General features: G+C 43.0%; 15 protein-coding genes and 1 pseudogene. 7 read left to right on the top strand and 9 right to left on the bottom strand.

What is annotated here, in order from left to right; genetic code table 11:
• The first annotated feature begins 16 nt into the window (after nucleotides 1-16).
• From fadE to EL101_RS01000, 3 genes are read left to right on the top strand one after another with little or no spacing between them, the layout of a single operon-like run.
• On the top strand, nucleotides 17-1,228 hold the full coding sequence (gene fadE, locus EL101_RS01010; protein WP_096598337.1) for an acyl-CoA dehydrogenase FadE: 1,212 nt from the start codon (nucleotides 17-19) through the stop codon (nucleotides 1,226-1,228).
• Nucleotides 1,229-1,269: 41 nt separating this feature from the next.
• Nucleotides 1,270-3,531 (top strand): 3-hydroxyacyl-CoA dehydrogenase/crotonase FadB, encoded by a 2,262-nt coding sequence (gene fadB, locus EL101_RS01005; RefSeq protein WP_096598335.1) that lies wholly within the window; start codon nucleotides 1,270-1,272, stop codon nucleotides 3,529-3,531.
• A 24-nt stretch (nucleotides 3,532-3,555) separates the two neighbouring features.
• Nucleotides 3,556-4,737: a thiolase family protein gene (locus tag EL101_RS01000; protein ID WP_096598333.1), complete on the top strand. Its 1,182-nt coding sequence runs from the start codon at nucleotides 3,556-3,558 to the stop codon at nucleotides 4,735-4,737.
• A 98-nt stretch (nucleotides 4,738-4,835) separates the two neighbouring features.
• On the opposite strand, the gene gtfB is transcribed toward EL101_RS01000, so the two are convergent.
• The 8 genes from gtfB to EL101_RS13640 all read right to left on the bottom strand — a co-directional run bounded on the left by gtfB (nucleotide 4,836) and on the right by EL101_RS13640 (nucleotide 15,692).
• On the bottom strand, nucleotides 4,836-6,167 hold the full coding sequence (gtfB, locus tag EL101_RS00995) for an accessory Sec system glycosylation chaperone GtfB (protein WP_096598331.1): 1,332 nt from the start codon (nucleotides 6,165-6,167) through the stop codon (nucleotides 4,836-4,838).
• Entirely contained in the window at nucleotides 6,160-7,668 is a 1,509-nt protein-coding gene (gene gtfA / locus EL101_RS00990) for an accessory Sec system glycosyltransferase GtfA (protein ID WP_096598329.1), read from the bottom strand. The genes gtfB and gtfA overlap by 8 nt, the downstream gene beginning before the upstream one ends.
• A 15-nt stretch (nucleotides 7,669-7,683) precedes the next feature.
• A complete protein-coding gene (secA2, locus tag EL101_RS00985; RefSeq protein WP_096598327.1) occupies nucleotides 7,684-10,071 on the bottom strand; it encodes an accessory Sec system translocase SecA2 in 2,388 nt (795 codons plus the stop codon).
• A complete protein-coding gene (gene asp3, locus EL101_RS00980) occupies nucleotides 10,068-10,994 on the bottom strand; it encodes an accessory Sec system protein Asp3 (RefSeq protein ID WP_096598325.1) in 927 nt (308 codons plus the stop codon). The genes secA2 and asp3 overlap by 4 nt, the downstream gene beginning before the upstream one ends.
• The gene (asp2, locus tag EL101_RS00975) at nucleotides 10,972-12,528 is read right to left on the bottom strand and encodes an accessory Sec system protein Asp2 (protein WP_096598323.1); all 1,557 of its coding nucleotides are present in this window, start codon (nucleotides 12,526-12,528) and stop codon (nucleotides 10,972-10,974) included. The genes asp3 and asp2 overlap by 23 nt, the downstream gene beginning before the upstream one ends.
• Entirely contained in the window at nucleotides 12,512-14,077 is a 1,566-nt protein-coding gene (gene asp1, locus EL101_RS00970; RefSeq protein ID WP_096598321.1) for an accessory Sec system protein Asp1, read from the bottom strand. The genes asp2 and asp1 overlap by 17 nt, the downstream gene beginning before the upstream one ends.
• Nucleotides 14,078-14,087: 10 nt before the next feature.
• Nucleotides 14,088-15,296 (bottom strand): accessory Sec system protein translocase subunit SecY2, encoded by a 1,209-nt coding sequence (gene secY2, locus EL101_RS00965; protein ID WP_373364894.1) that lies wholly within the window; start codon nucleotides 15,294-15,296, stop codon nucleotides 14,088-14,090.
• A gap of 117 nt (nucleotides 15,297-15,413) precedes the next feature.
• Nucleotides 15,414-15,692, bottom strand: coding sequence for an LPXTG cell wall anchor domain-containing protein (locus tag EL101_RS13640; RefSeq protein WP_103214025.1), 279 nt, complete (start codon nucleotides 15,690-15,692; stop codon nucleotides 15,414-15,416).
• A gap of 22 nt (nucleotides 15,693-15,714) precedes the next feature.
• Between EL101_RS13640 and EL101_RS13635 the strand changes: the two genes are divergently transcribed.
• The 4 genes from EL101_RS13635 to EL101_RS13620 all read left to right on the top strand — a co-directional run bounded on the left by EL101_RS13635 (nucleotide 15,715) and on the right by EL101_RS13620 (nucleotide 17,793).
• Nucleotides 15,715-16,119, top strand: coding sequence for a hypothetical protein (locus tag EL101_RS13635; protein ID WP_126489866.1), 405 nt, complete (start codon nucleotides 15,715-15,717; stop codon nucleotides 16,117-16,119).
• Between the two features lie 39 nt (nucleotides 16,120-16,158).
• A complete protein-coding gene (locus EL101_RS13630; RefSeq protein ID WP_126489865.1) occupies nucleotides 16,159-16,623 on the top strand; it encodes a hypothetical protein in 465 nt (154 codons plus the stop codon).
• Between the two features lie 39 nt (nucleotides 16,624-16,662).
• On the top strand, nucleotides 16,663-17,397 hold the full coding sequence (locus EL101_RS13625; RefSeq protein WP_103214032.1) for a hypothetical protein: 735 nt from the start codon (nucleotides 16,663-16,665) through the stop codon (nucleotides 17,395-17,397).
• A 99-nt stretch (nucleotides 17,398-17,496) separates the two neighbouring features.
• Nucleotides 17,497-17,793 (top strand): hypothetical protein, encoded by a 297-nt coding sequence (locus tag EL101_RS13620; protein WP_197717999.1) that lies wholly within the window; start codon nucleotides 17,497-17,499, stop codon nucleotides 17,791-17,793.
• 1,085 nt (nucleotides 17,794-18,878) lie between these two features.
• On the opposite strand, the pseudogene EL101_RS13765 reads toward EL101_RS13620, so the two are convergent.
• Nucleotides 18,879-23,240, bottom strand: a pseudogene (locus EL101_RS13765) (lectin-like domain-containing protein); the annotation flags it as partial.
• Between the last annotated feature and the right edge of the window lie 573 nt (nucleotides 23,241-23,813).

Genomic DNA, 23,813 nt, shown 5'->3' with positions numbered 1-23,813 from the left:
GAGGAGGTATTCTTTTATGACTACAGACAAAACAGCAGTATTAAAACAATTATATCCTGAAGATATTTTAAGTATTGCGAAAGGTTTAACAGAGGGCGAAGTGGCCTTGTTACAACAGCTCAATGACTTGTTAGAAAACAAATACCGTTCAAACATCAATCAACATTGGGTCGATGCAACCGTACCAGAAGACTACTTCAAAGATATAGGGGAACTCCATTACTTTACAAACCCCCTCCTCTATCAAGGGCGCGAAAAGGCAAAGACACCGAGTCAATTATTTCAATTTTTCATGTCCTATACGATTGCACGCTTTGACGTCTCATTGGCTACATTGCTCGGCGTCCATCAAGGATTAGGTCACAATACATTTCTATTTGGCGGAAGTCCCGAACAGGTCGCAAAATATGTACCCAAACTCCAGTCACACGAACTGCGCACTTGTTTTGCTTTGACTGAGCCAAATCATGGTTCGGACGTTGCAGGCGGCCTTGAAACAGTAGCCGAACGTCATGGCGATAAATGGGTCATTCATGGCGCGAAAAAATGGATTGGTGGTGCGCATGTGTCCGATGTCATTCCAGTCTTTGCGGTCAACAAAGAGACGGGCAAACCGCATTGCTTTATCATCACACCGGACCAAGAGGGTGTAGAAATTGACGTGCTTCAACATAAAATCGCCTTACGTATCGTTCCTAACGCAGAAATCCGACTCAATGGGGTGAGTGTGAATGAAGCAGATCGGCTCCAAAACATCACGAGCTTTAAAGACATCGCCAAAATTTTATACTCTACACGTGCTGGTGTTGCTTATATGGCAACAGGTGCACTTGCCGGAACGCTACGCGCAACACTCGACTATGTCAAACAACGCAAACAATTCGGAAAGTCCATCAGCCAGTATCAACTGATTCAAGAAAAACTCGCAATGATCCAAGGCAATCTGACACATGCCATGGCAATGAGCGCACAATTAGCACGTATGCAAGAAAATGGTGAATACGATGAAGTAGCAACCTCGACTGCGAAAATGATGAATGCGCTTCGTCTACGTGAATCTGTCGCAATGGGACGTGGGATTACAGGGGGCAACGGCATACTCGCTGGCGAACAAGATATCGCACGCTTTTTCTCAGATGCTGAAGCCATTTATACGTATGAAGGTACGCATGAAATGAATGCCCTCGTGATTGGTCGTGCACTGACAGGCGTCTCTGCATTCGTATAAAGCAATGTGTAACCAAGTAAAAAATATGGGAGGAATTGACGATGACAATTAGAAAAGTGACTGTCCTCGGCGCAGGGACAATGGGCGCACAACTTGCCGCTGTCCTTGTGAATGCAGGACTTCAAGTGAAATTATTAGATATTGTTTTGGACGAACAGGCACCCAACAAAATATCCAAAGCCGCTTATGATAAGATCACACATCCTAAAAAGCCATTATTATTTGACCTTGCACTCGCATCGAACCTCAGCTATGGCAATTTTAGAGACGACTTAGCTCACGATGATGCGGACCTTTATTTAGAAGCAGTCAAAGAAGACTTAGATGTAAAACATCAATTATGGCAACAAGTAGCAAAAACAGCCAAACCAGACGCATACTTTGCGACGAACACATCGGGCATCCCGATCGAGGCCATTGCCGAAGCCTTTCACACCAAAGATCGCGCACGCTTTTTTGGCTTACATTTCTTCAATCCACCCCGCATCATGAAACTCGTCGAACTCATTCCGAACCGTGCGACGAAGCCAAACATTATCGATGACATTCAAAATTTTGTCCAAGAAGTGCTCGGCAAAGGGGCTATCGTCGCCCATGATGTCCCAGGTTTTGTCGCGAACCGCATCGGCACACAAACGATGAATGATATTATGTATCGGGCAGAACAACAAGGTTTCTCGATTACAGAAGTCGATGCACTCACTGGCAAATTCATCGGGCGCCCCAAAACTGGGACATATGCCCTATCTGATCTTGTCGGCCTAGACATTGCAGTATCCGTCATTCGCGGTTTACAACAAGTCCCTGAAGAAGCGCCATACTTCCATGATATTCAAGTCGTGAACACATTGTATGAAGCAGGCGCACTCGGACGAAAAACAAAACAAGGCTTTTACAAAAAAGATCGTAAGCACAAACAGCGTCTCGTCTATGACCCGGACAAACAAGATTATGTTCCAGTGACGCAACCTGAACTGCCTATTCTTTCAGCTTTCACTAAGTCATTGGCGCAAAATTTAGATGTGATTTTTAATGCCACAGACAAAGGCGGACAATTTTTGTGGGAAACATTACGTAACAATTTTTATTACGCGGCACTCAATGTTCCAAAAGCAACCAACGACTTTCGCGACATTGATCGTGCACTCGTTTGGGGATTCAACTGGGCGTTAGGTCCTTTCCAGCTCTGGGATTTAATGGGGTTTGACCGTGTGAAAACGCGCATCGAATCTGAACTCGGTCCATTACCTACATGGGTTCATCAACGTGCGCATGGATTTTATGCAGAAGGAGAAACAATCGCATACGTTACACCGATCGAACAGCAACTCGACCAAATCCTGTGGCAGCGTAAAGATTCCCAACTTGCCATTGTGAATGAAAACCAACTCTTGTTGAAACTGCGCAGTCAAAATAACGTCATTACAGCTGCTTTTAACGATGACTTGGTCGAAGCAATTGAGATGCTAGAACATGAGCCTTATTCTAGCATGGTCATCTATGCAGACGGCCCCCATTTTAGTGTCGGGGCAAACCTTCATGCAATGAAAAAAGCACATGAAACCCATCAAATCAACGAACAAATTGCACCGGCGATTGATCAATTACACACGACTTTCAATCGACTTAAATACAGCAAGAAACCGATTGTCACAGCCATTCAAGGTCGTGTCCTCGGTGGCGGTTGCGAACTTGTGTTACATTCACCCTTTGTCGTCGCAAGCAGTGAAACATATATCGGACTCGTTGAAGCAGGCGTCGGTTTATTACCAAGTGGTGGCGGCCTTGCAGAAATGAGTGACCGTATTTTACAAACGTCACATATGATGAACGATAAACATGCGGCTATGACCCAATTGCTCATGACAGTGGGCTTAGCAAAAGTATCCACGCATGCCTTTGAAGCACAGCGTTACGGCTTCTTGCGCCCAACAGATACGATCATTTTCAATGAAGCGCGCCGTGTCGAAATTGCTTTACAACGGGCACAATTTGAGGCAAACGCGCATTATATAGCGCCACCAAAAAGACAATATATCGCATTAGGACAAGATTTTCTAGCACTCGCACAAGGGCAACTCGATGCACAACGGCTTGGCCACTACATCAGTGATCATGATTACAACATCGCCCTACGCATTGCGACCGTGTTATCAGGTGGAGACCTTCCACGAAACACTTATATTAATCAACGCTATATTCAAAAACTAGAAAAAGTCCATTTTCTAGAACTCATTCAAACAGAAAAAACATACGACAGAATCGCCTATATGCTGAAACATGGTAAACCATTACGAAACTAATCAAAAATAGAGAGGATGATTGACATGCGGGAAGCTTATATTGTCGCTTACGGCCGTTCTGCAGTGGCTAAAGCAAAAAATGGGGCACTCTTTCACGAACGTCCTGATGATGTTGCGGCCGAAGTATTAAAAGGCGTGCTTGACCGTGTCGATGGCACATTTCACCCTGATATGGTAGAAGATGTCATAGTCGGCAATGCCTTTCCTGAAGGGTTACAAGGTCAAAATATAGCACGAACGATTGCCTTACGTGCCGGCTTATCTCATACCGTACCAGGACAAACTGTGAATCGCTACTGCTCATCTGGCTTACAAACCATTGCACTCGCAGCAAATCAAATACGAGCGGGGCAAGGAGACATACTTGTCGCTGGCGGTGTTGAGTTGATGAGTGCTGTACCTATGGGAGGCAACGAACCGACAAACAATCCAACGCTGCAACAACAAGATATCGGAGCCTCACATCCGATGGGACTCACTGCTGAAAATGTCGCTGAAACTTATCATGTCTCACGTGAAGATCAAGAGACATATGCAGTCGAAAGTCACCGCCGTGCAACGTTAGCACAACAAAATGGCAAGTTTGATGATGAAATTATCCCTATTTGTGTTAAACAAGTCACTTATGATCAAAACGGACCACACGTTCATACGACACTTTTTGATACTGATGAACTTGTCAGACCAGAGACAAATGCTGAAACACTTGCAACATTACCCACTGTTTTCAAAGCAGATGGGACAGTCACAGCGGGAACATCCGCCCCGCTTTCAGATGGTGTCGGTTTTGTCGTTATCATGTCAGGTGAAAAAGTTAAAGCACTCGGTGTTACACCGATTGCGAAATTTATCGGATTTAAGGCTGTCGGCGTGGACCCGAAACTGATGGGCATTGGCCCTGCCTATGCTATTCCTGAAGTGTTAGCAACGACAGGCTTAACGTTAGATGATATTGATTTAGTAGAATTGAACGAAGCATTCGCCTCACAGACACTCGCTTCGATGCGAGAAGTTGGGCTTACACCACAAAACACAAATGTGAATGGAGGCGCCATCGCACTCGGTCATCCACTCGGTGCGACTGGTGCGATATTAACCGCACGTTTGTTGGCGGAAATGCGCAAACGCTCAGATGTCCGCTATGGTATGGTGACGATGTGTATCGGTGTGGGCATGGGGGCAGCAGGCATATTTGAAAAGGTCTGATTGCATCCAAACTTGAAACAAATTATCTTTGTACATGCATAAAAAGCGGGAGCACATCGGGGGTTGATATCCCTTTGTGTTCCCGCTTCTCTATCGATTTATCTTTTAAATACTTGATTGAATGTATCCACTGTCGTTTCGTTCGCATGCGTTTGTTGATAATGTTGACGCACTTTAAAATAGCGTTTCTTACGGTTGATATCTTTCAATGCTTGAATTAATTCGGCTGCCTCATTCTCTTTCGTAAACAAGTTTTCCGGCGCCGTAAATCGAGGGTTATGCGCAGTCGCTTCATACCCCAAAATCAACATCTGATGGTCAAACGCCTTCCGTACTGCGTTGACAATTTCTTTACCTTCGTTGATATCTAAATACACATCACATTGATGGTACACACTTTCAATCGTATCGCGTTCAATCGCTTGATACAGCTGTACATTCGGATAGCGATCAAATTGTGTTAATTTTGAAGACATTTCCGTCACCGCACCAATATAGAAATGGGCAAATGGGCATGCTTCGATGATCGCCTGTAAATGCTCGATTTGATCGGAATTCGTCATCGTTAAAACGTTCATTGTATATTGATTTTGTTTTTCGTATTGATATAAATAACCACAGTGTGCGACGTATTCACGTTCTTTTTCAGTTAATTGCGCACAAATCGTATCATATTCGTCTTGCTCAGGAATTAAAATACGGCATGGACGCTCAGAACTTTCTTCAAACACAATACGCATATTAGCCGGAATTTCACCTTCTGAGGACTCTTGCCAGAATAACGTATCTTGCCCTGGAACATCCATATGGTAAAGAATTGAGAATGGCGTGCCGAGTGAATTCACAACGACATGACTTAAATCAACGCCAATCGCTTTCAAGAAAAAGATGTAGAAAGAAATGCGATCATTGAAATGATACTGTGAACCTTTCCACGTTAATATCGTACTTGAAGCAACGAAATTTTCATAAAGGACTTCACGCCCTTGTTGATCGACATAACGACGGAATATCATATTTCCCTCTAAATCATAAACGGTTTGCGCGAAATGTAGACCATGTTGATTGTAATGATTCACAAACTGTAAATTGCCATGTTGATCCAACCATTCGACATGGCTAACGAGACGACGTTTTTCTTCTGAATGGTAATAAATCATAGCACGTCGATGGCTCATATCTTTGACCCAAGCTTCTTCGTTGTTCCCTTCAATTTCCCAAAAACGCGGTACATCAACTTCATTAAAATAACGCGCGCGACGTTTTTTGGGTGCTTTGTAGTTGGCAAAAAATTGATAAGGCGAAATGATGCCTTCTGGTAAAAACCCATCATCGACTAACACGACTGTTTCATCGTGATGACCGGCAATGTCGAGTGTTTCAAATAACGCTTTTGCATTTTCATCAAAGTGTTCAAATAAATTAACCATGTAACACCTCTTCTATTAATTCTTTCCATTTTTTTCGCGTATTTTCGATTAAATAAGGGGAAGCCAAATCATATGAAGCTTGATGGGGTTGTGCCGGTCCCTTATTGAAGAAACGAATCATCGCTTGGGCTAAACGTTGAATGATTTCCTCGTTACCGTCTTCCTTCACTTGGATTGGCACAAGATAACCGTTCTTACCATCTTCAATAAAAGTAGGGTTACCATAGTTCACATCAAAACCAATCATTCCTAGGCCAGACCCGACCGCTTCCATTAATGTTAAACCAAACCCTTCACTCGTTGATGCAGCGACAAATAAAGGATATTGCGCATAAATGTCGTCTAACTTTTGATGACCGCATAAACGAATATAGTCTTGTGCGTCGAGTTTTTCTATCCAATTTTCAATATCTGCTCGCTCGCCACCTTCACCATAAATATCAAACGTCAGCTCTGGTACTTCTTTTTTCGCAATACTAGCCGCACGCACGAGCCAATCGACATGTTTTTCGCTGGCTAATCGAGATGCGGTCATCATACCGAATGGCTTTCTTGGCGCATCGGGTTGTTTCAGCGTCGTTAAACTACCCACTGGAACGGTATAAATGGCAGGTTCTGCGTTCAAATACTTTTTAAATTGTGCCCTTAAAATCTCATTTTGACGGTCTGTCGCTGTAATATAAAAGTCAATTTCGTTCACATTCGTAAATTGATACTCATAATAATTGTTCCATAAAATGTGGTGGTCATCTGTCGCATTTTCACTAAAGTGTTCGGCATGAACGACCACACCCACTTTACTGTCCCCTTTATTTTGTAACATCGCTTGACCCACTTTCGTCGCACGGTCATAAATCACAATATCTTCAGACGTTAACTTTAGCTTTTGCATAAAATACGCCACAAATTCTTCTTTCGTATACAATATCGCATCTTCCATCACATAGACATTCGTTTTCTCATCGATATGTTCGGTATACGCTACGGCACCATCTTCATTGTAAAAATGACGCATATAAAGTTTCGCTCGGTTGTCAGCTGGGGCATAAAATTCAGAAAAGATACGCGTATAACTATAATAATCTTTGCGCACTAATTTATTATTAATTACAAATTCCGCACAATCGACATACGGTTCATTCTCATTTTTTAAATAACACGTAATATAAGTGCCAGGATCCCCTAAATGCAGCCAGCGCACTTTACCTTTACTTTCTACATTAACGACTTCCTCATGAATGGTCGCTTTAATATCATCTATCGTGTACGTCGTCGGTGCAATTTTAATGTCCGTAAAATATTGATACAGCCACAAAACTTCACTATCTTTAAAACCGATGTTAGATGTTAACGTTTGAAGATTTTCAGAACTCATAAAGTCTAAAAACACAAATTTTAATGGGTTTTTCAGGCCACGTAACACTTGGGCACGATACATTTGTGCGTATTCGACCCCACTACTTGCCCATCCAATACCAAAATTAATATTATAAATTGTCACAGTCCAATCACCTCTCTAATTTGGAAAATGTACCACTAAATCATCATTTTCATCTGTATGCGTAATACTTTGACAAAGGTATTTGACGATATCCCTTTTAATCGCATCTGTCATATTATCGAACGATTCTAATGCCACACGGTGATATTCAAAAATCGGATTCCGCTTACCGTTTTGTCGTGTGTTCACGCTATTTTTCAACTTTTGTAAATGATCCACTTGTTTAATCCAATTACTGTCAATCGCTTTCAAAATCGCACGTTGCACAAAATGCGTATAGAAATAATCATCTAAATGCTGTTTTTGATAAGCCAGTTGTTGTTTAAATAAGCTGACAAGATATTCCGTCACGACCTTACGATCACGTAGATCTATATTTTCTAATCGGTCTTTAAATTGAAAACTTAAGTTTCTGTAGATGTAATTCACCCACTCTGAAGCTGTAAAATGCGTATGATCAAAGACTTCTTCAAAAACTTCTAACGCTAATTTTTCTAAATGGACATCATCTAGATTTTTAAATTGAAGGACCCGATTGCGCTCTTGATAGACTAATTCGCGTTGGATGCTAATACTCTTTTCGTGTTCATTCGCAATCTCGCGTGTTTTCACACCTTGTTCTTCTGACAAACGTTGCGCCCGTTGCACAGTTTTGCGCACGCGACTTTGGAACAGTTTACTCTGCTGTAACGTCGCCGAATCATATTGTTCCAACCGTTCCATTTTGAGTGCTTTTAAGTCTCCCCATCGTCGCACAAGATAATCTTCTAATGAGATATAAATTTGGCTCGTGCCTGGATCACCTTGTCGTCCAGAACGGCCTCTTAACTGACGATCAATCCGACTGTTTTCCATATGCTCACTAATGATAACCGCTAAACCGCCTAGTTCTGGCACACCTGGCGCTAGCTTAATATCTGTACCACGACCTGCCATACTCGTTGCTACGGTTACAGCACCTATTTGTCCTGCTTCTGCAATCATTTGTGCTTCTTTTGCAACATTTTGTGCAATCAACAAGTTGTTTGGAATGTCGAGCTCGAACAATGCAGCTGAAAAGTATTCCGCCATTTCTGCTGTACGCGTAATCAGCAAGACCGGACGCTGTTCCGCATAGAGCGTTTGGATGCGCTCAATAATCGCCACATTTTTATCTTCCACATTTTTAAATACGCGGTCCGGGTAGTCTATACGTTGAATCGGTCGATCAGTCGGAATTTCCACAACGATCTTCGTATATAAATCTAAAAATTCCTTTTCTCCCAAATGACTCGTCCCTGACATCCCTGAAAATTCATTAAATTGTTTAAATAAATTTTGGAAAGTAATCGTCGCCATGACACTCATATCCATGGACAATTGCACATCTTCTTTCGCCTCAATCGCCTGATGGAGACCCGATTGCAATTTCGTTCCTGGCATCATACGACCTGTAATACGGTCAATGAGTACGACTTCGCCTTTATAAACAAAGTAATCTGTATTATTTTCAAACAAATACTTTGCGCGTAAACACAAATTAATGTTACGCACTAAATCAAAGTACGGTGCATCATAAATGTTCGGCACCCCGAAATACGCATTGGCCGCTTCAATCCCTCGCTGCGTCAACCAAATTTCTTTTTTCGTCTGCTTCATCTTAAAATGGTGATTTTCTTCAAGCGTTTGCACAAATGTCGTCACCACATGAAATAAATTCGACTGAACACGGGGCGCACCCGAAATCACGAGTGGGGTTTGCGCAGAATCGAGAATAATCGAGTCAACTTCATCAATAATGCCGTAGTTGAGTTTCGGTAAGAATTTCCCTTCAGCACTATCCGCTAAATTATCGATTAAATAATCAAAGCCAAGTCGACCGCCTGTTGTATAAATAATATCGTGTTGATAAATATAGCGCTTTTCGCCTCGTTGATATTCGTAATCCGGAATATCCACAAAACCTAAGCCAATCGTCAAACCTAACCATTCAAAAAGCGGCTTCATTTCCAGATAGTCACGCTTCGCCAAGTAGTCATTTGTTGTGATTAAATACGCCCCTTTTCCAGTGAGCGCATTTAAATATAAGGGCATCGTCGCAGTTAACGTTTTCCCTTCACCCGTTTGCATCTCCGCGATATTACCTTCATGAAGTACAATCGCACCCAGCACTTGGACCTCTTTCGGAAACATCCCTAAGACCCGTCGACTTGCTTCACGTACTAATGCATACGCTTCAGGTAGAAGTGCATCCAATGTTGTCTTTTTGTCCAATAATTGTTGACGGAATAAAGCAGTCTTTTGTTGTAACGCTTCATCTGACAACTGTTCAAAAGGGCGCTCATATCGCTGAATACGTTTCAATATACGTTTTAAGCGTTTCAGACGCATATCGTTAATCGTTCGATGGAGTCGGTTACTCATGCGCTATTCCCTCCATTCAATCTTTGGATATCAAGTCCTTTAAGTTGGTGGCTTTGGTTTAATGTAGGCCCCAACCAATGAGAGATTGCTGTTGACACCTCATCATATTGATACGTCACCACAGGCACATCTACTTGTTCTGGCGTGCCGTAACGTTGACGAAGCTTTGTATCACGTTGCGGTGTGACGTAGAGTGTGGCGGGTAAATGTGCACCGACAGCATAAGCCATTTCATTCGAACGACTGCCATAGCCTACAAGTTGAAGCGTATAGTCTTTGGCTAGCGTTTGAAGTGATGCTGTGACCTTCGCAATCACATGACCGATATGCGGTTGATCCCAGCCCGTTACGCACACACAATTATCAATGTCTTGAATCAACTCATGCGCGAGGTCACTTTCTTCCACAAAAATCACAGTCGCCTGCGTGGCATCAGGGTCGATATGGCACATGTCATGCACATGTACATCCGCCATTGCTTTCGATTGTTCTCTCACATCTTCTATCGTCAGTTGTCGAAACGTTAAATGTTGTGAGGCCGCATTGATGATTTGGACGACGTAACTATACATCTCATCAGGCACCGTAATGTCTTTGTCATGGCCTTTAATTATTTGATAATCACACACCGTGCCATTGCGTCGTTTAAAAATAACTTTGAAATAAACGCTGTCCATTGGTTGGACATGATAATCAAAATGAAAACGATACGTCTGATTCCGCTTCAAAATCGGGAGTGTCGGCATCACCTTGTCATCTTCAAAGTTGGTTATCATCTTCCATTCATGAATTACGATACCTGAGGGCATTAATTCATTTTCAAATAAAGTTTCAGTCGCCTTAAAACGTAAGATCGACCCATACATAAAAGTTTCTTGTGTAATTTGAGTCCAGCGAATATTAAATTGATGCTTTTCTTTCATGTTTCACTCTCCCAAATTCGCTTTCCATGATCATGTAGTAAAAGTGATTGAACCAACTCGCAATCGTCGGGGTATCATCGTTGTGACGCCCAGGAATACTTCGACTCATCACACGTGCCCCTTGTCGTGATAATACCGGCAACAAATCACTAAATGCTTGGATGTCATAGTCGTCATTTTCCATATAGGACACCGCAAATATCGTGTTTTCGATGTTGGCACCATTCAGCACCGACCAAAACTTTTGATTCAACCGAGTGACTGCTTCGTCATCGATGCTGCCTTCGTTACCACGTAAAATATCAATCGCTGTCCCAAAGTCATTCGGTCGCATCAATCGCATATTTTTAGCAATAGAACCCATATTCACGAGCGGCTTTCCTACCACAATCGCAGTCGGGTTGAGTTGTGCACCATAATACAATGCGCCAAACGACCCCATGGACAATCCGGATAAAATTAACGCATCATCTTCAAAACCGAGCCAATCCAATGTCTCCTGAATGACCGTTTTAATCCGGTTCTCAAATGCGTCACTTCCTAAGTAAAAGCCGCCTCCTTCATATCGCAAATCCGTAAATAATAAGAAGGGTGCGTTGAGTTTCTCCATCATGAAGTAGCCCTCAAAACCTTCAGCAGTTCGATAACCACTAAAATAAACATTCAGTGGTGGCTTTAAATCACCTGGATGAAAATAATGAAGGAACTCTCCTCTATCTTCATCTACATAACGTTGCCCCCCTAAAATGGCATGCCCGTACTCCAATCGAGACCAGCGTTTATGAATGTTCCCCACACTTAAAGTCCCACGCCCTTTTGCTTGGGCTGTGATTAAAATATGCGCATCATGCGGCATGCTCGGAATTTCTAAAGGCTGTTGCAATGACGGACCTTCTAAAACATACTGACACATGAGCTTTTTCATAGTTGGCTCTTGGTAAAGACGGAGCGTATAAGAGATTTCTACATCTCCCGTTGCCGTGTACTCCGGCCAAATCGTATTCACTTTATCCTTGTCGTAATAAAGGTACATTTTCCAATTTAAAATAGGGGTATACGTCTCACCAAAATCACCTGTTAGGACAATAGCGTGTTGACCGTTATAGTACACGTCTCCTTCAAACTCAGGGTTTACTTCACATTGTTTCGGATGAATGCGGTCACCATATTGTTTGATAAAAGCAAGAGACCGTAAACGTGTGAGACAATCCGCTTTCGATTCATAGTGAAATGGCCGAATCATGCGTTCTCTGACGATTGGTTCGGCTTCAAAAGCGCCGTTCCAATAGTGCGCATCGACATACGTATTGTAAGGCGTACTCACCAACCGGAATGCGCGCATTAACGTTTCAGAGTATGGAGATTGAACAAAAACAAAATCAAAGGCTTCCGCTTCTTCCGTTTGCTGTTCTAACGCTTCCAAATCCGCTATTGAATTAAAGGGGATGTAGGTCCACTTCACATCTTTACGGTCTTCAAAATGGACGGTGTAATCCTCTCCACCCATTTGCAACATATTATATTGTTGCGCCATCTGTTTCACCTTCTAACCAGTCATCCAACTGTTTTAAAATTTCATTCGAAGCATACGCTTTAGCCAATTTCATCGCATACGCATACGAACGGTTCCAATGTTTTAAATAGCCTAAAAAGTATGAGAGCCCAGCCGCTAGCTCATCGATATTGGCAATCATGTAACCATTTCTTTCGTGTTGCACATAATCCGTCTGCATACGGTTAATTTGAGGAAGTCCTGCCCCCATACAACAAATTTGTAAAAACAAGTCTGGTTCCTCATTTAAATCGATGACGACGCGCAATGTCGAAATCGCCTCCACGACATCATTTTCAAACGGCACACTTTTTAATGTGGCGTAAACGACTGGGTCTGTTGATCCTTTTGGCGCAGTCTCTTGCATCTTTTCTTCTTCTTTTGTCCGTGAATCAAAGTATGCGTTCAATCGCTTCACTGCCCCATTCACCCAAATCGGACGCTTGTGATTTTCGAGACGTGACAAAAACGTGACACGTGTTTGCGGATTTCGCTCAATTTCTTTGATTAATTGATCAACCACATGATTAAGTGTCACTTCATCGATGCCGTCTGTCCATACACCGATATACGTCTCATACAGCTGGCTACTGATATTCGGATTCATACGCACATCGAACGGCGTAATACGGACAAGTGCATTATCAAGTTGATGCGCAGTTTGATGACGTTCAAGACGCGCCGCATTTTCCATCGTATCCGCAAGCCAATAATGCCCCCGTTCGATAGATGCCATCCCTGCTTCCGACAACCCTGTCTTCCGCTGTTGAAACACTGAAAAACATAATTGACGAGGAGAAAAATGACGTGTAATCAATGCATTATGGCGCATATCAGACGCTACGACCATGATGTCCGTATCTTGCACTGATGACGTGTAACGTGCGAGATACGCATCAATCAATTCGGTCATCGTTGCGTAACATTGCTGTTCAAAACGATGCGCATAACTCGAATGAATGTGGACTTCTCCTGTTTTCAAGTCCTCCTTCATAATCCAGTCTCCTGTGGCTGTCATATAATATTGCTCAGCTAATCCTCCAGCTTCATCAAATGTCTGATAACTCGACAGAAAACCACGATCATCAAAAATATAACGATACTGCTGCACCTCATGCTGAAAGGACTCAATCCATAACAAGTAACCCTCTTGACTAAAATGAATTTCGGAATACGTATCAGGTCCCGTAAAAGCCTTCACTAACAATAAAGACTGTACAAATTCGGTTCCTTTTGGCCAGTTCAATTGTCGATAGTCTAGCGGTTGCGGGGGTTGATGCGTAAAACCTTGAATCACGTCAAACAATGACCAGTAATCGGCTTCATATAACGCCTGCCGATGTAAAAAAGTCCGTAAATCAGGTGCGTGATTAAGTACCACAATTTCAAAAGGCACCTGATTTTTTATATGCATTCCCATTAAACTAATCAAATCATCAAATTCGGTCACTGCCTCTTTATAAAAAAACGGCAATGCTTGACTCCTCCACCATGGATCAGACCTGTACCAAGCTGGTATAAAACGTTTCATAGACTACTCCTTACCAATATTTATTTAAAAACGATTCATACTTATCAAAATATAAATATGTTCTTAATGTTTCAGTCAAGTTGATTGCAAGGTACACCATAATAATGAGTTGTACTGCGAAGTAAATATGTTCCGACAACTCTGGCACGAGTAACGAACTGTATAGCGGCACACCAATAATTACGGACACAATCAATGTCCCAAACCAACATAAACGACGTGCCATATGATTCAAATACTGTGCAGTCTCTTCACCTGGCTGAACACCGATGAAGTAATTGCCACTCTTTAAAAAGTCTTTCGTATTTTGCTTGGTGTTAATGATTAAGCGAGAGAGCAAATAACCTAAAACGGTCTGAACTAAGAGATAAACCGTAATTCCCGAAAAGCGCCCCAAAGATAACCACTGTAAATCTGGCGTCTTCCCCGTGATCATATGCACGACTAAACTCACTGTACTCGTTAACAGCACAAATACTGACAAACTAATCATGATAGCAATACTTCCACCTGGATTAATTTTCCAAGCTAAATACGTAAACCGATCCGCGCGTGTAATATCAGCAATGTCGCGATAGTGCGTCCGATACTCAATCAATTCAATCAACAGTAGTGTAAAGAGTGCGATGAGCATCAGCACAAATATGACTAAGATGGCGACAGTCTCCACTGAAAGACTCGGCAAATTTTGCGCAAACATTGACCGAATCACACTCATCATCACAATCGGCATCGGCCCTGCAATTCCGTAGCGCACATTTTGATCCGCCAACCACATCATCAACATTGCACCTGTAATGAGAATCAGCAAAATAAGCAATTGTGCCGATTTTTCAAGATAATCATGTATGACAAAATGATTGATGACAAAATAACCTTGAATCATACTCAGCCCAAGCGTCAGAGATTTTTCTTTAAAATGCTTTTCAGCACGAGTTTGACGCATCGCCTTCTCCATATTTTTATACGTCATCAAACTGATAATAATCATTGCTGTTAACCATGGTCCTAACCCGAGCGAAAAAACATTTAAGCGATGAATGTCTCCTCCCATATTAGAAATAGCTAACTTATAAAATGAGCTATCAGGGTGACGCATGGCTGATTCGCTCACAATGGCCACCTTACTCCCTAATATGTATATCAATAAAATAAAAATTGTAAATGATATGCGTTTGTATAAAATTTTATATTCATATTGATTAAAAATATGTGTGATTACATTGTTTTTCACGTTAACCCTCTTTTTTATAAAACATGGTGCCAAAGAGGCTAGAAACGTCCTTGGCAAGAAAATCTTGAATGACGCTAGCCCCTTTAACCATGTTCAAACTATTTATGATGGATCAGATGTGTGATCTTCATTTTTTTTGTCTTTTTTCGACTTTTTGAGTAATGCAAGACCCGTTAACATCGTCGCAAATGCACCCATCATACCTGTTGTTGACACAGTTTCACCTGTATCAGGCAACATGTCTGCGTGGCGTTGTTTTGCTTTTGATGATGCATGATGATCAGATGCTTGATCTTGTTTCATCGTGCTATGCATTGATGTAGATGTCATTGTTGATCCAGATGAAGTCGTTGATGACGTATCACCTTGAGATGTAGCCATTGACATACTCATCGATGTTGACGTGCTCGCTGATACTGATGCACTTGCTGACATCGAAGCACTTGTTGAGTCGCTCGCTGACATTGACGCACTTGCTGAGTCGCTCGCTGACATTGATCCACTTGCTGAATCGCTCGCTGACATTGATGCACTTGCTGAATCGCTTGCTGACATTGACGCATTTGTTGAGTCGCTCGCTGACATTGACGCACTTGCTGAGTCGCTCGCTGACATTGAAGTACTTGTTGAGTCGCTTGCTGACATGCTATCAGATGCTAATTGGCTTAACGATGCATGTGTCGATGCCACTGCTGACGCGAACTCTGATGCTGTACCGTTATTCGATGCCTTTGTTTTCAATGAGTCCACTGTTGATACAAATGTGCTTGCACCTTCTTTTGTTGTGCTACCATTTGATGTTTCGTGACTTAATGAATCTACCGCTGATACGAATTCGCTCACTTCATTGCTTACTGCTTCACTGTGTGAAGTTGACGCACTTGTTGAAGTTGACGTACTCATTGATGTTGATGCGCTTAACGATGCATGTGTCGATGCTACTGCTGACGCGAACTCTGATGCTGTACCGTTATTCGACGCTTTCGTTTTCAATGAGTCCACTGTTGATACAAATGTGCTTGCACCTTCTCTTGTTGTGCTACCATTTGATGCTTCATGGCTTAATGAACCTACCGCTGATACGAATTCGCTCACTTCATTGCTTACTGCTTCACTGTGTGATGTTGATGCGCTTGTTGAAGTCGACGTACTCATTGATGTTGATGCGCTTAACGATGCATGTGTCGATGCTACTGCTGACGCGAACTCTGATGCTGTACCGTTATTCGATGCCTTTGTTTTCAATGAGTCCACTGTTGATACAAATGTGCTTGCACCTTCTCTTGTTGTGCTACCATTTGATGCTTCGTGACTTAATGAATCTACCGCTGATACGAATTCACTCACTTCATTGCTTACTGCTTCACTGTGTGATGTTGATGCGCTTGTTGAGTCGCTTGCTGATACTGATGCACTTGCTGAATCGCTTGCTGACATCGATGCACTTGTTGAGTCGCTCGCTGATACTGATGCACTTGCTGAGTCGCTCGCTGACATTGATTCACTTGCTGAATCGCTCGCTGACATTGATTCACTTGCTGAATCGCTCGCTGACATTGATCCACTTGCTGAGTCGCTCGCTGACATTGATTCACTTGCTGAATCGCTCGCTGACATTGATGCATTTGTTGAGTCGCTCGCTGACATTGACGCACTTGCTGAGTCGCTCGTTGACATTGATGCACTTGCTGAATCGCTTGCTGACATTGACGCATTTGTTGAGTCGCTTGCTGACATTGACGCACTTGTTGAGTCGCTCGCTGACATTGACGCATTTGTTGAGTCGCTCGCTGACATTGACGCACTTGCTGAGCCGTTTGCTGACATCGATGCACTTGCTGAATCGCTCGCTGACATTGATGCACTTGTTAAGTCGCTCGCTGACATTGATGCACTTGCTGAGTCGCTCGCTGACATTGAAGTACTTGTTGAGTCGCTTGCTGACATTGACGCATTTGTTGAGTCGCTCGCTGACATTGACGCACTTGCTGAGCCGTTTGCTGACATTGACGCACTTGCTGAGTCGCTCGCTGACATTGATGCACTTGTTGAGTCGCTTGCTGACATGCTATCAGATGCTAATTGACTTAACGATGCATGTGTCGATGCCACTGCTGACGCGAACTCTGATGCTGTACCGTTATTCGATGCCTTTGTTTTCAATGAGTCCACTGTTGATACAAATGTGCTTGCACCTTCTTTTGTTGTGCTACCATTTGATCCTTCATGGCTTAATGAGTCTACCGCTGATACAAACTCGCTTACTTCATTGCTCACTGCTTCACTATGTGAAGTTGATGCGCTTGTTGACATCGATGCACTTGTTGAGTCGCTCGCTGATACTGATGCACTTGCTGAATCGCTCGCTGACATTGATCCACTTGCTGAATCGCTCGCTGATACTGATACACTTGCTGAGTCGCTTGTTGACATTGATGCGCTTGTTGAGTCGCTCGCTGACAAGCTGTCAGATGCTAATTGACTTAATGATGCGTGCGTTGACGCTACTGCTGACGCAAATTCTGATGATGTTCCATTATTTGACGCCTTCGCTTTCAACGAGTCTACCGTTGATACAAATGTGCTTGCACCTTCTTTTGTTGTGCTACCATTTGATCCTTCGTGACTTAATGAGTCGACCGCTGATACGAATTCGCTCACTTCTGTGCTTACTGCTTCACTGTGTGATGTTGATGCACTTGTTGAAGTCAATACACTTGTTGATTCTGACGCACTTACTGATGCTAATACTGATTGTTCAATTGATGTCATTTCTGACGCTGTGCTGTTGTTCGACGCTTTGCCTCGTAGAGAATCTCTTGTCGATGCAAACGCACTTTCTGCTTCACTTGTTGTGCTACCATTTGATACTTTATGGCTTAATGAATCTACTGCTGATGTCAACTCGCTTGCTTCTGTGCTTACTGCTTCACTGTGCGATGTTGATGCTGACACGCTTGTTGATTCTGACGCACTTACTGACGCTAACACTGACTGTTCAATTGATGTCATTTCTGACGCTGTACTGTTGTTCGACGCTTTGTCTCGTAGAGAGTCTCTTGTCGATGCAAACGCACTTTCCGCATCACTTGTTGTGCTACCATTTGATACTTTATGGCTTAATGAATCTACTGCTGATGTGAATTCGCTTGCTTCTGTGCTTACTGCTTCACTGTGCGATGTCGATGCTGACACACTTGTTGATTCTGACACACTCACTGAAGCTAACACTGATTGCTCAATTGATGTCATTTCTGACGCTGTGCTATTGTTCGACGCTTTGTCTCGTAGAGAATCTCTTGTCGATGCAAACGCACTTTCTGCTTCACTTGTTGTGCTACCATTTGATACTTTATGGCTTAATGAATCTACTGCTGATGTCAACTCGCTTGCTTCTGTGCTCACTGCTTCACTTTGTGATGTTGATGCGCTTGTTGAAGTCGATACGCTTGTTGATTCTGACACACTTACTGACGCTAATACCGACTGTTCAATTGATGTCATTTCTGACGCTGTGCTGTTGCTTGAAGCTTTGCTTCTCAACGAATCTCTTGTCGATGCAAACGCACTTTCTGCTTCGCTTGTTGTACTGCCATTTGATACTTTGTGGCTTAATGAATCTACTGCTGATGTGAATTCGCTTGCTTCTGTGCTTACTGCTTCACTTTGTGATGTTGATGCACTTGTTGAAGTCGATACGCTTGTTGATTCTGACACACTCACTGAAGCTAACACTGACTGTTCAATTGATGTCATTTCTGATGATGTACTGTTGCTTGAAGCTTTGCTTCTCAACGAATCTCTTGTCGACGCAAACGCACTTTCTGTTTCACTTGTTGTGCTACCATTTGATACTTTGTGGCTTAATGAATCTACTGCTGATGTCAACTCGCTTGCTTCTGTGCTTACTGCTTCACTGTGCGATGTCGATGCACTATCCGACTCACTTGTCGATGTCGATTTTGACAACGATGTTGACGTACTGTCTGATTCGCTTGTTGACGTTGACGCTGATGTACTATCTGACTCACTCGTTGATGTCGACTTAGATAACGACGTTGACGTACTGTCTGACTCGCTTGTTGACGTTGATGCTGATGTACTATCCGACTCACTTGTTGATGTCGACTTAGACAATGATGTTGATGTGCTATCTGAGTCACTTGTTGACGTTGATGCTGATGTACTATATGACTCACTCGTCGATGTTGATTTAGACAATGATGTTGATGTACTATCTGAGTCACTCATCGACGTTGATGTTGATGCACTATCCGACTCACTCGTCGATGTCGACTTAGACAATGATGTTGATGTGCTATCTGAGTCACTTGTTGACGTTGATGCTGATGCACTATCCGACTCACTTGTTGATGTCGATTTAGACAATGATGTTGATGTGCTATCTGAATCACTTGTTGACGTTGATGTTGATGTACTATCTGAATCACTTGTTGACGTTGATGTTGATGTACTGTCTGAATCACTTGTCGATGTCGACTTAGACAATGATGTTGATGTGCTATCTGAGTCACTTGTTGACGTTGACGCTGATGCACTATCCGACTCACTTGTTGATGTCGACTTAGACAACGATGTTGACGTGCTGTCTGAGTCACTTGTTGACGTTGATGCTGACGTACTATCCGACTCACTTGTTGATGTCGATTTAGACAATGATGTTGATGTGCTATCTGATTCACTCGTTGACGTTGACGCTGATGTACTATCCGACTCACTTGTCGATGTCGATTTTGACAACGATGTTGATGTACTGTCTGATTCGCTTGTTGACGTTGACGCTGATGTACTATCTGACTCACTCGTTGATGTCGACTTAGATAACGACGTTGACGTACTGTCTGACTCGCTTGTTGACGTTGATGCTGATGTACTATCCGACTCACTTGTTGATGTCGACTTAGACAATGATGTTGATGTGCTATCTGAGTCACTTGTTGACGTTGATGCTGATGTACTATCTGACTCACTCGTCGATGTTGATTTAGACAATGATGTTGACGTACTGTCTGACTCACTTGTCGATGTCGATTTTGACAATGATGTTGATGTGCTATCTGAGTCACTTGTTGACGTTGACGCTGATGCACTATCCGACTCACTTGTTGATGTCGACTTAGACAATGATGTTGATGTACTATCTGAGTCACTCATCGACGTTGATGTTGATGCACTATCCGACTCACTCGTCGATGTCGACTTAGACAATGATGTTGATGTGCTATCTGAGTCACTTGTTGACGTTGATGCTGATGCACTATCCGACTCACTTGTTGATGTCGATTTAGACAATGATGTTGATGTGCTATCTGAATCACTTGTTGACGTTGATGCTGATGCACTATCCGACTCACTTGTTGACGTTGATGTTGATGCACTATCCGACTCACTCGTCGATGTCGACTTAGACAATGATGTTGATGTGCTATCTGAGTCACTTGTTGACGTTGACGCTGATGCACTATCCGACTCACTTGTTGATGTCGACTTAGACAACGATGTTGACGTGCTGTCTGAGTCACTTGTTGACGTTGATGCTGACGTACTATCCGACTCACTTGTTGATGTCGATTTAGACAATGATGTTGATGTGCTATCTGATTCACTCGTTGACGTTGACGCTGATGTACTATCCGACTCACTTGTCGATGTCGATTTTGACAACGATGTTGATGTACTGTCTGATTCGCTTGTTGACGTTGACGCTGATGTACTATCTGACTCACTCGTTGATGTCGACTTAGATAACGACGTTGACGTACTGTCTGACTCGCTTGTTGACGTTGATGCTGATGTACTATCCGACTCACTTGTTGATGTCGATTTAGACAATGATGTTGATGTGCTATCTGAATCACTTGTTGACGTTGATGCTGATGCACTATCCGACTCACTTGTTGACGTTGATGTTGATGCACTATCCGACTCACTTGTTGACGTTGATGTTGATGCACTATCCGACTCACTCGTCGATGTCGACTTAGACAATGATGTTGATGTGCTATCTGAGTCACTTGTTGACGTTGACGCTGATGCACTATCCGACTCACTTGTTGATGTCGACTTAGACAACGATGTTGACGTGCTGTCTGAGTCACTTGTTGACGTTGATGCTGACGTACTATCCGACTCACTTGTTGATGTCGATTTAGACAATGATGTTGATGTGCTATCTGATTCACTCGTTGACGTTGACGCTGATGTACTATCCGACTCACTTGTCGATGTCGATTTTGACAACGATGTTGATGTACTGTCTGATTCGCTTGTTGACGTTGACGCTGATGTACTATCTGACTCACTCGTTGATGTCGACTTAGATAACGACGTTGACGTACTGTCTGACTCGCTTGTTGACGTTGATGCTGATGTACTATCCGACTCACTTGTTGATGTCGACTTAGACAATGATGTTGATGTGCTATCTGAGTCACTTGTTGACGTTGATGCTGATGTACTATCTGACTCACTCGTCGATGTTGATTTAGACAATGATGTTGACGTACTGTCTGATTCGCTTGTTGACGTTGATGCTGATGTACTATCCGACTCACTCGTCGACGTTGATGTTGATGCACTATCCGACTCACTCGTCGACGTTGATGTTGATGCACTATCCGACTCACTTGTCGATGTCGATTTTGACAACGATGTTGACGTACTGTCTGACTCGCTTGTTGACGTTGACGCTGATGTGCTATCCGACTCACTCGTCGATGTCGACTTTGACAACGATGTTGACGTACTGTCTGACTCGCTTGTTGACGTTGATGCTGATGCACTGTCTGACTCGCTTGTCGATGTCGACTTAGACAATGATGTTGACGTACTGTCTGACTCGCTTGTTGACGTTGATGCTGATGCACTATCCGACTCACTTGTCGATGTTGATTTAGACAATGATGTTGATGTACTATCTGACTCACTCGTTGATGTCGACTTAGATAACGACGTTGACGTACTGTCTGAGTCGCTTGTTGACGTTGATGCTGATGCACTATCGGATTCACTTGTCGATGTCGACTTAGACAATGATGTTGACGTACTATCTGAATCACTTGTTGACGTTGATGCTGATGCACTATCGGATTCACTTGTCGATGTCGATTTTGACAATGATGTTGACGTACTGTCTGACTCGCTTGTTGACGTTGACGCTGATGTACTATCTGACTCACTTGTCGATGTCGACTTAGATAACGATGTTGATGTACTATCCGACTCACTTGTTGACGTTGATGCTGATGTACTATCGGATTCACTTGTCGATGTCGATTTAGACAACGATGTTGACGTACTGTCTGATTCGCTTGTTGACGTTGATGCTGATGTACTATCGGATTCACTTGTCGATGTCGATTTTGACAATGATGTTGACGTACTGTCTGAGTCGCTTGTTGACGTTGATGCTGACGTACTATCTGAATCACTTGTTGACGTTGATGCTGATGCACTATCGGATTCACTTGTCGATGTCGATTTTGACAATGATGTTGACGTACTGTCTGAGTCGCTTGTTGACGTTGACGCTGATGTACTATCTGACTCACTTGTCGATGTCGACTTAGATAACGATGTTGATGTACTATCCGACTCACTTGTTGACGTTGATGCTGATGTACTATCGGATTCACTTGTCGATGTCGATTTAGACAACGATGTTGACGTACTGTCTGATTCGCTTGTTGACGTTGATGCTGATGTACTATCGGATTCACTTGTCGATGTCGATTTTGACAATGATGTTGACGTACTGTCTGACTCGCTTGTTGACGTTGACGCTGATGTGCTATCCGACTCACTCGTCGATGTCGACTTTGACAACGATGTTGACGTACTGTCTGATTCGCTTGTTGACGTTGATGCTGATGTACTATCTGACTCACTTGTTGATGTCGACTTAGACAATGAGGTTGACGTACTGTCTGACTCGCTTGTTGACGTTGACGCTGATGTGCTATCCGACTCACTTGTCGATGCCGATTTAGACAACGATGTTGACGTACTGTCTGAGTCACTTGTTGACGTTGACGCTGATGTACTATCCGACTCACTCGTTGATGTCGACTTAGATAACGACGTTGACGTGCTGTCTGATTCGCTTGTTGACGTTGATGTTGATGTACTATCTGACTCACTTGTTGATGTCGACTTAGACAATGATGTTGACGTACTGTCTGACTCGCTTGTTGACGTTGACGCTGATGTACTATCGGATTCACTTGTTGATGTCGACTTTGACAACGATGTTGACGTACTGTCTGACTCGCTTGTTGACGTTGATGCTGATGCACTGTCTGACTCGCTTGTTGACGTTGACGCTGATGTGCTATCCGACTCACTCGTCGATGTCGACTTAGACAACGATGTTGACGTACTGTCTGACTCGCTTGTTGACGTTGACGCTGATGTACTATCGGATTCACTTGTTGATGTCGACTTAGACAATGATGTTGATGTACTATCTGACTCACTCATCGA

It is taken from the genome of Staphylococcus delphini (genome assembly GCF_900636325.1).
Classification (GTDB): Bacteria; Bacillota; Bacilli; order Staphylococcales; family Staphylococcaceae; genus Staphylococcus; species Staphylococcus delphini.
The sequence above is the reverse complement of the archived record's forward strand: the minus strand, read 5'-3'. Positions and strand labels throughout refer to the sequence as shown.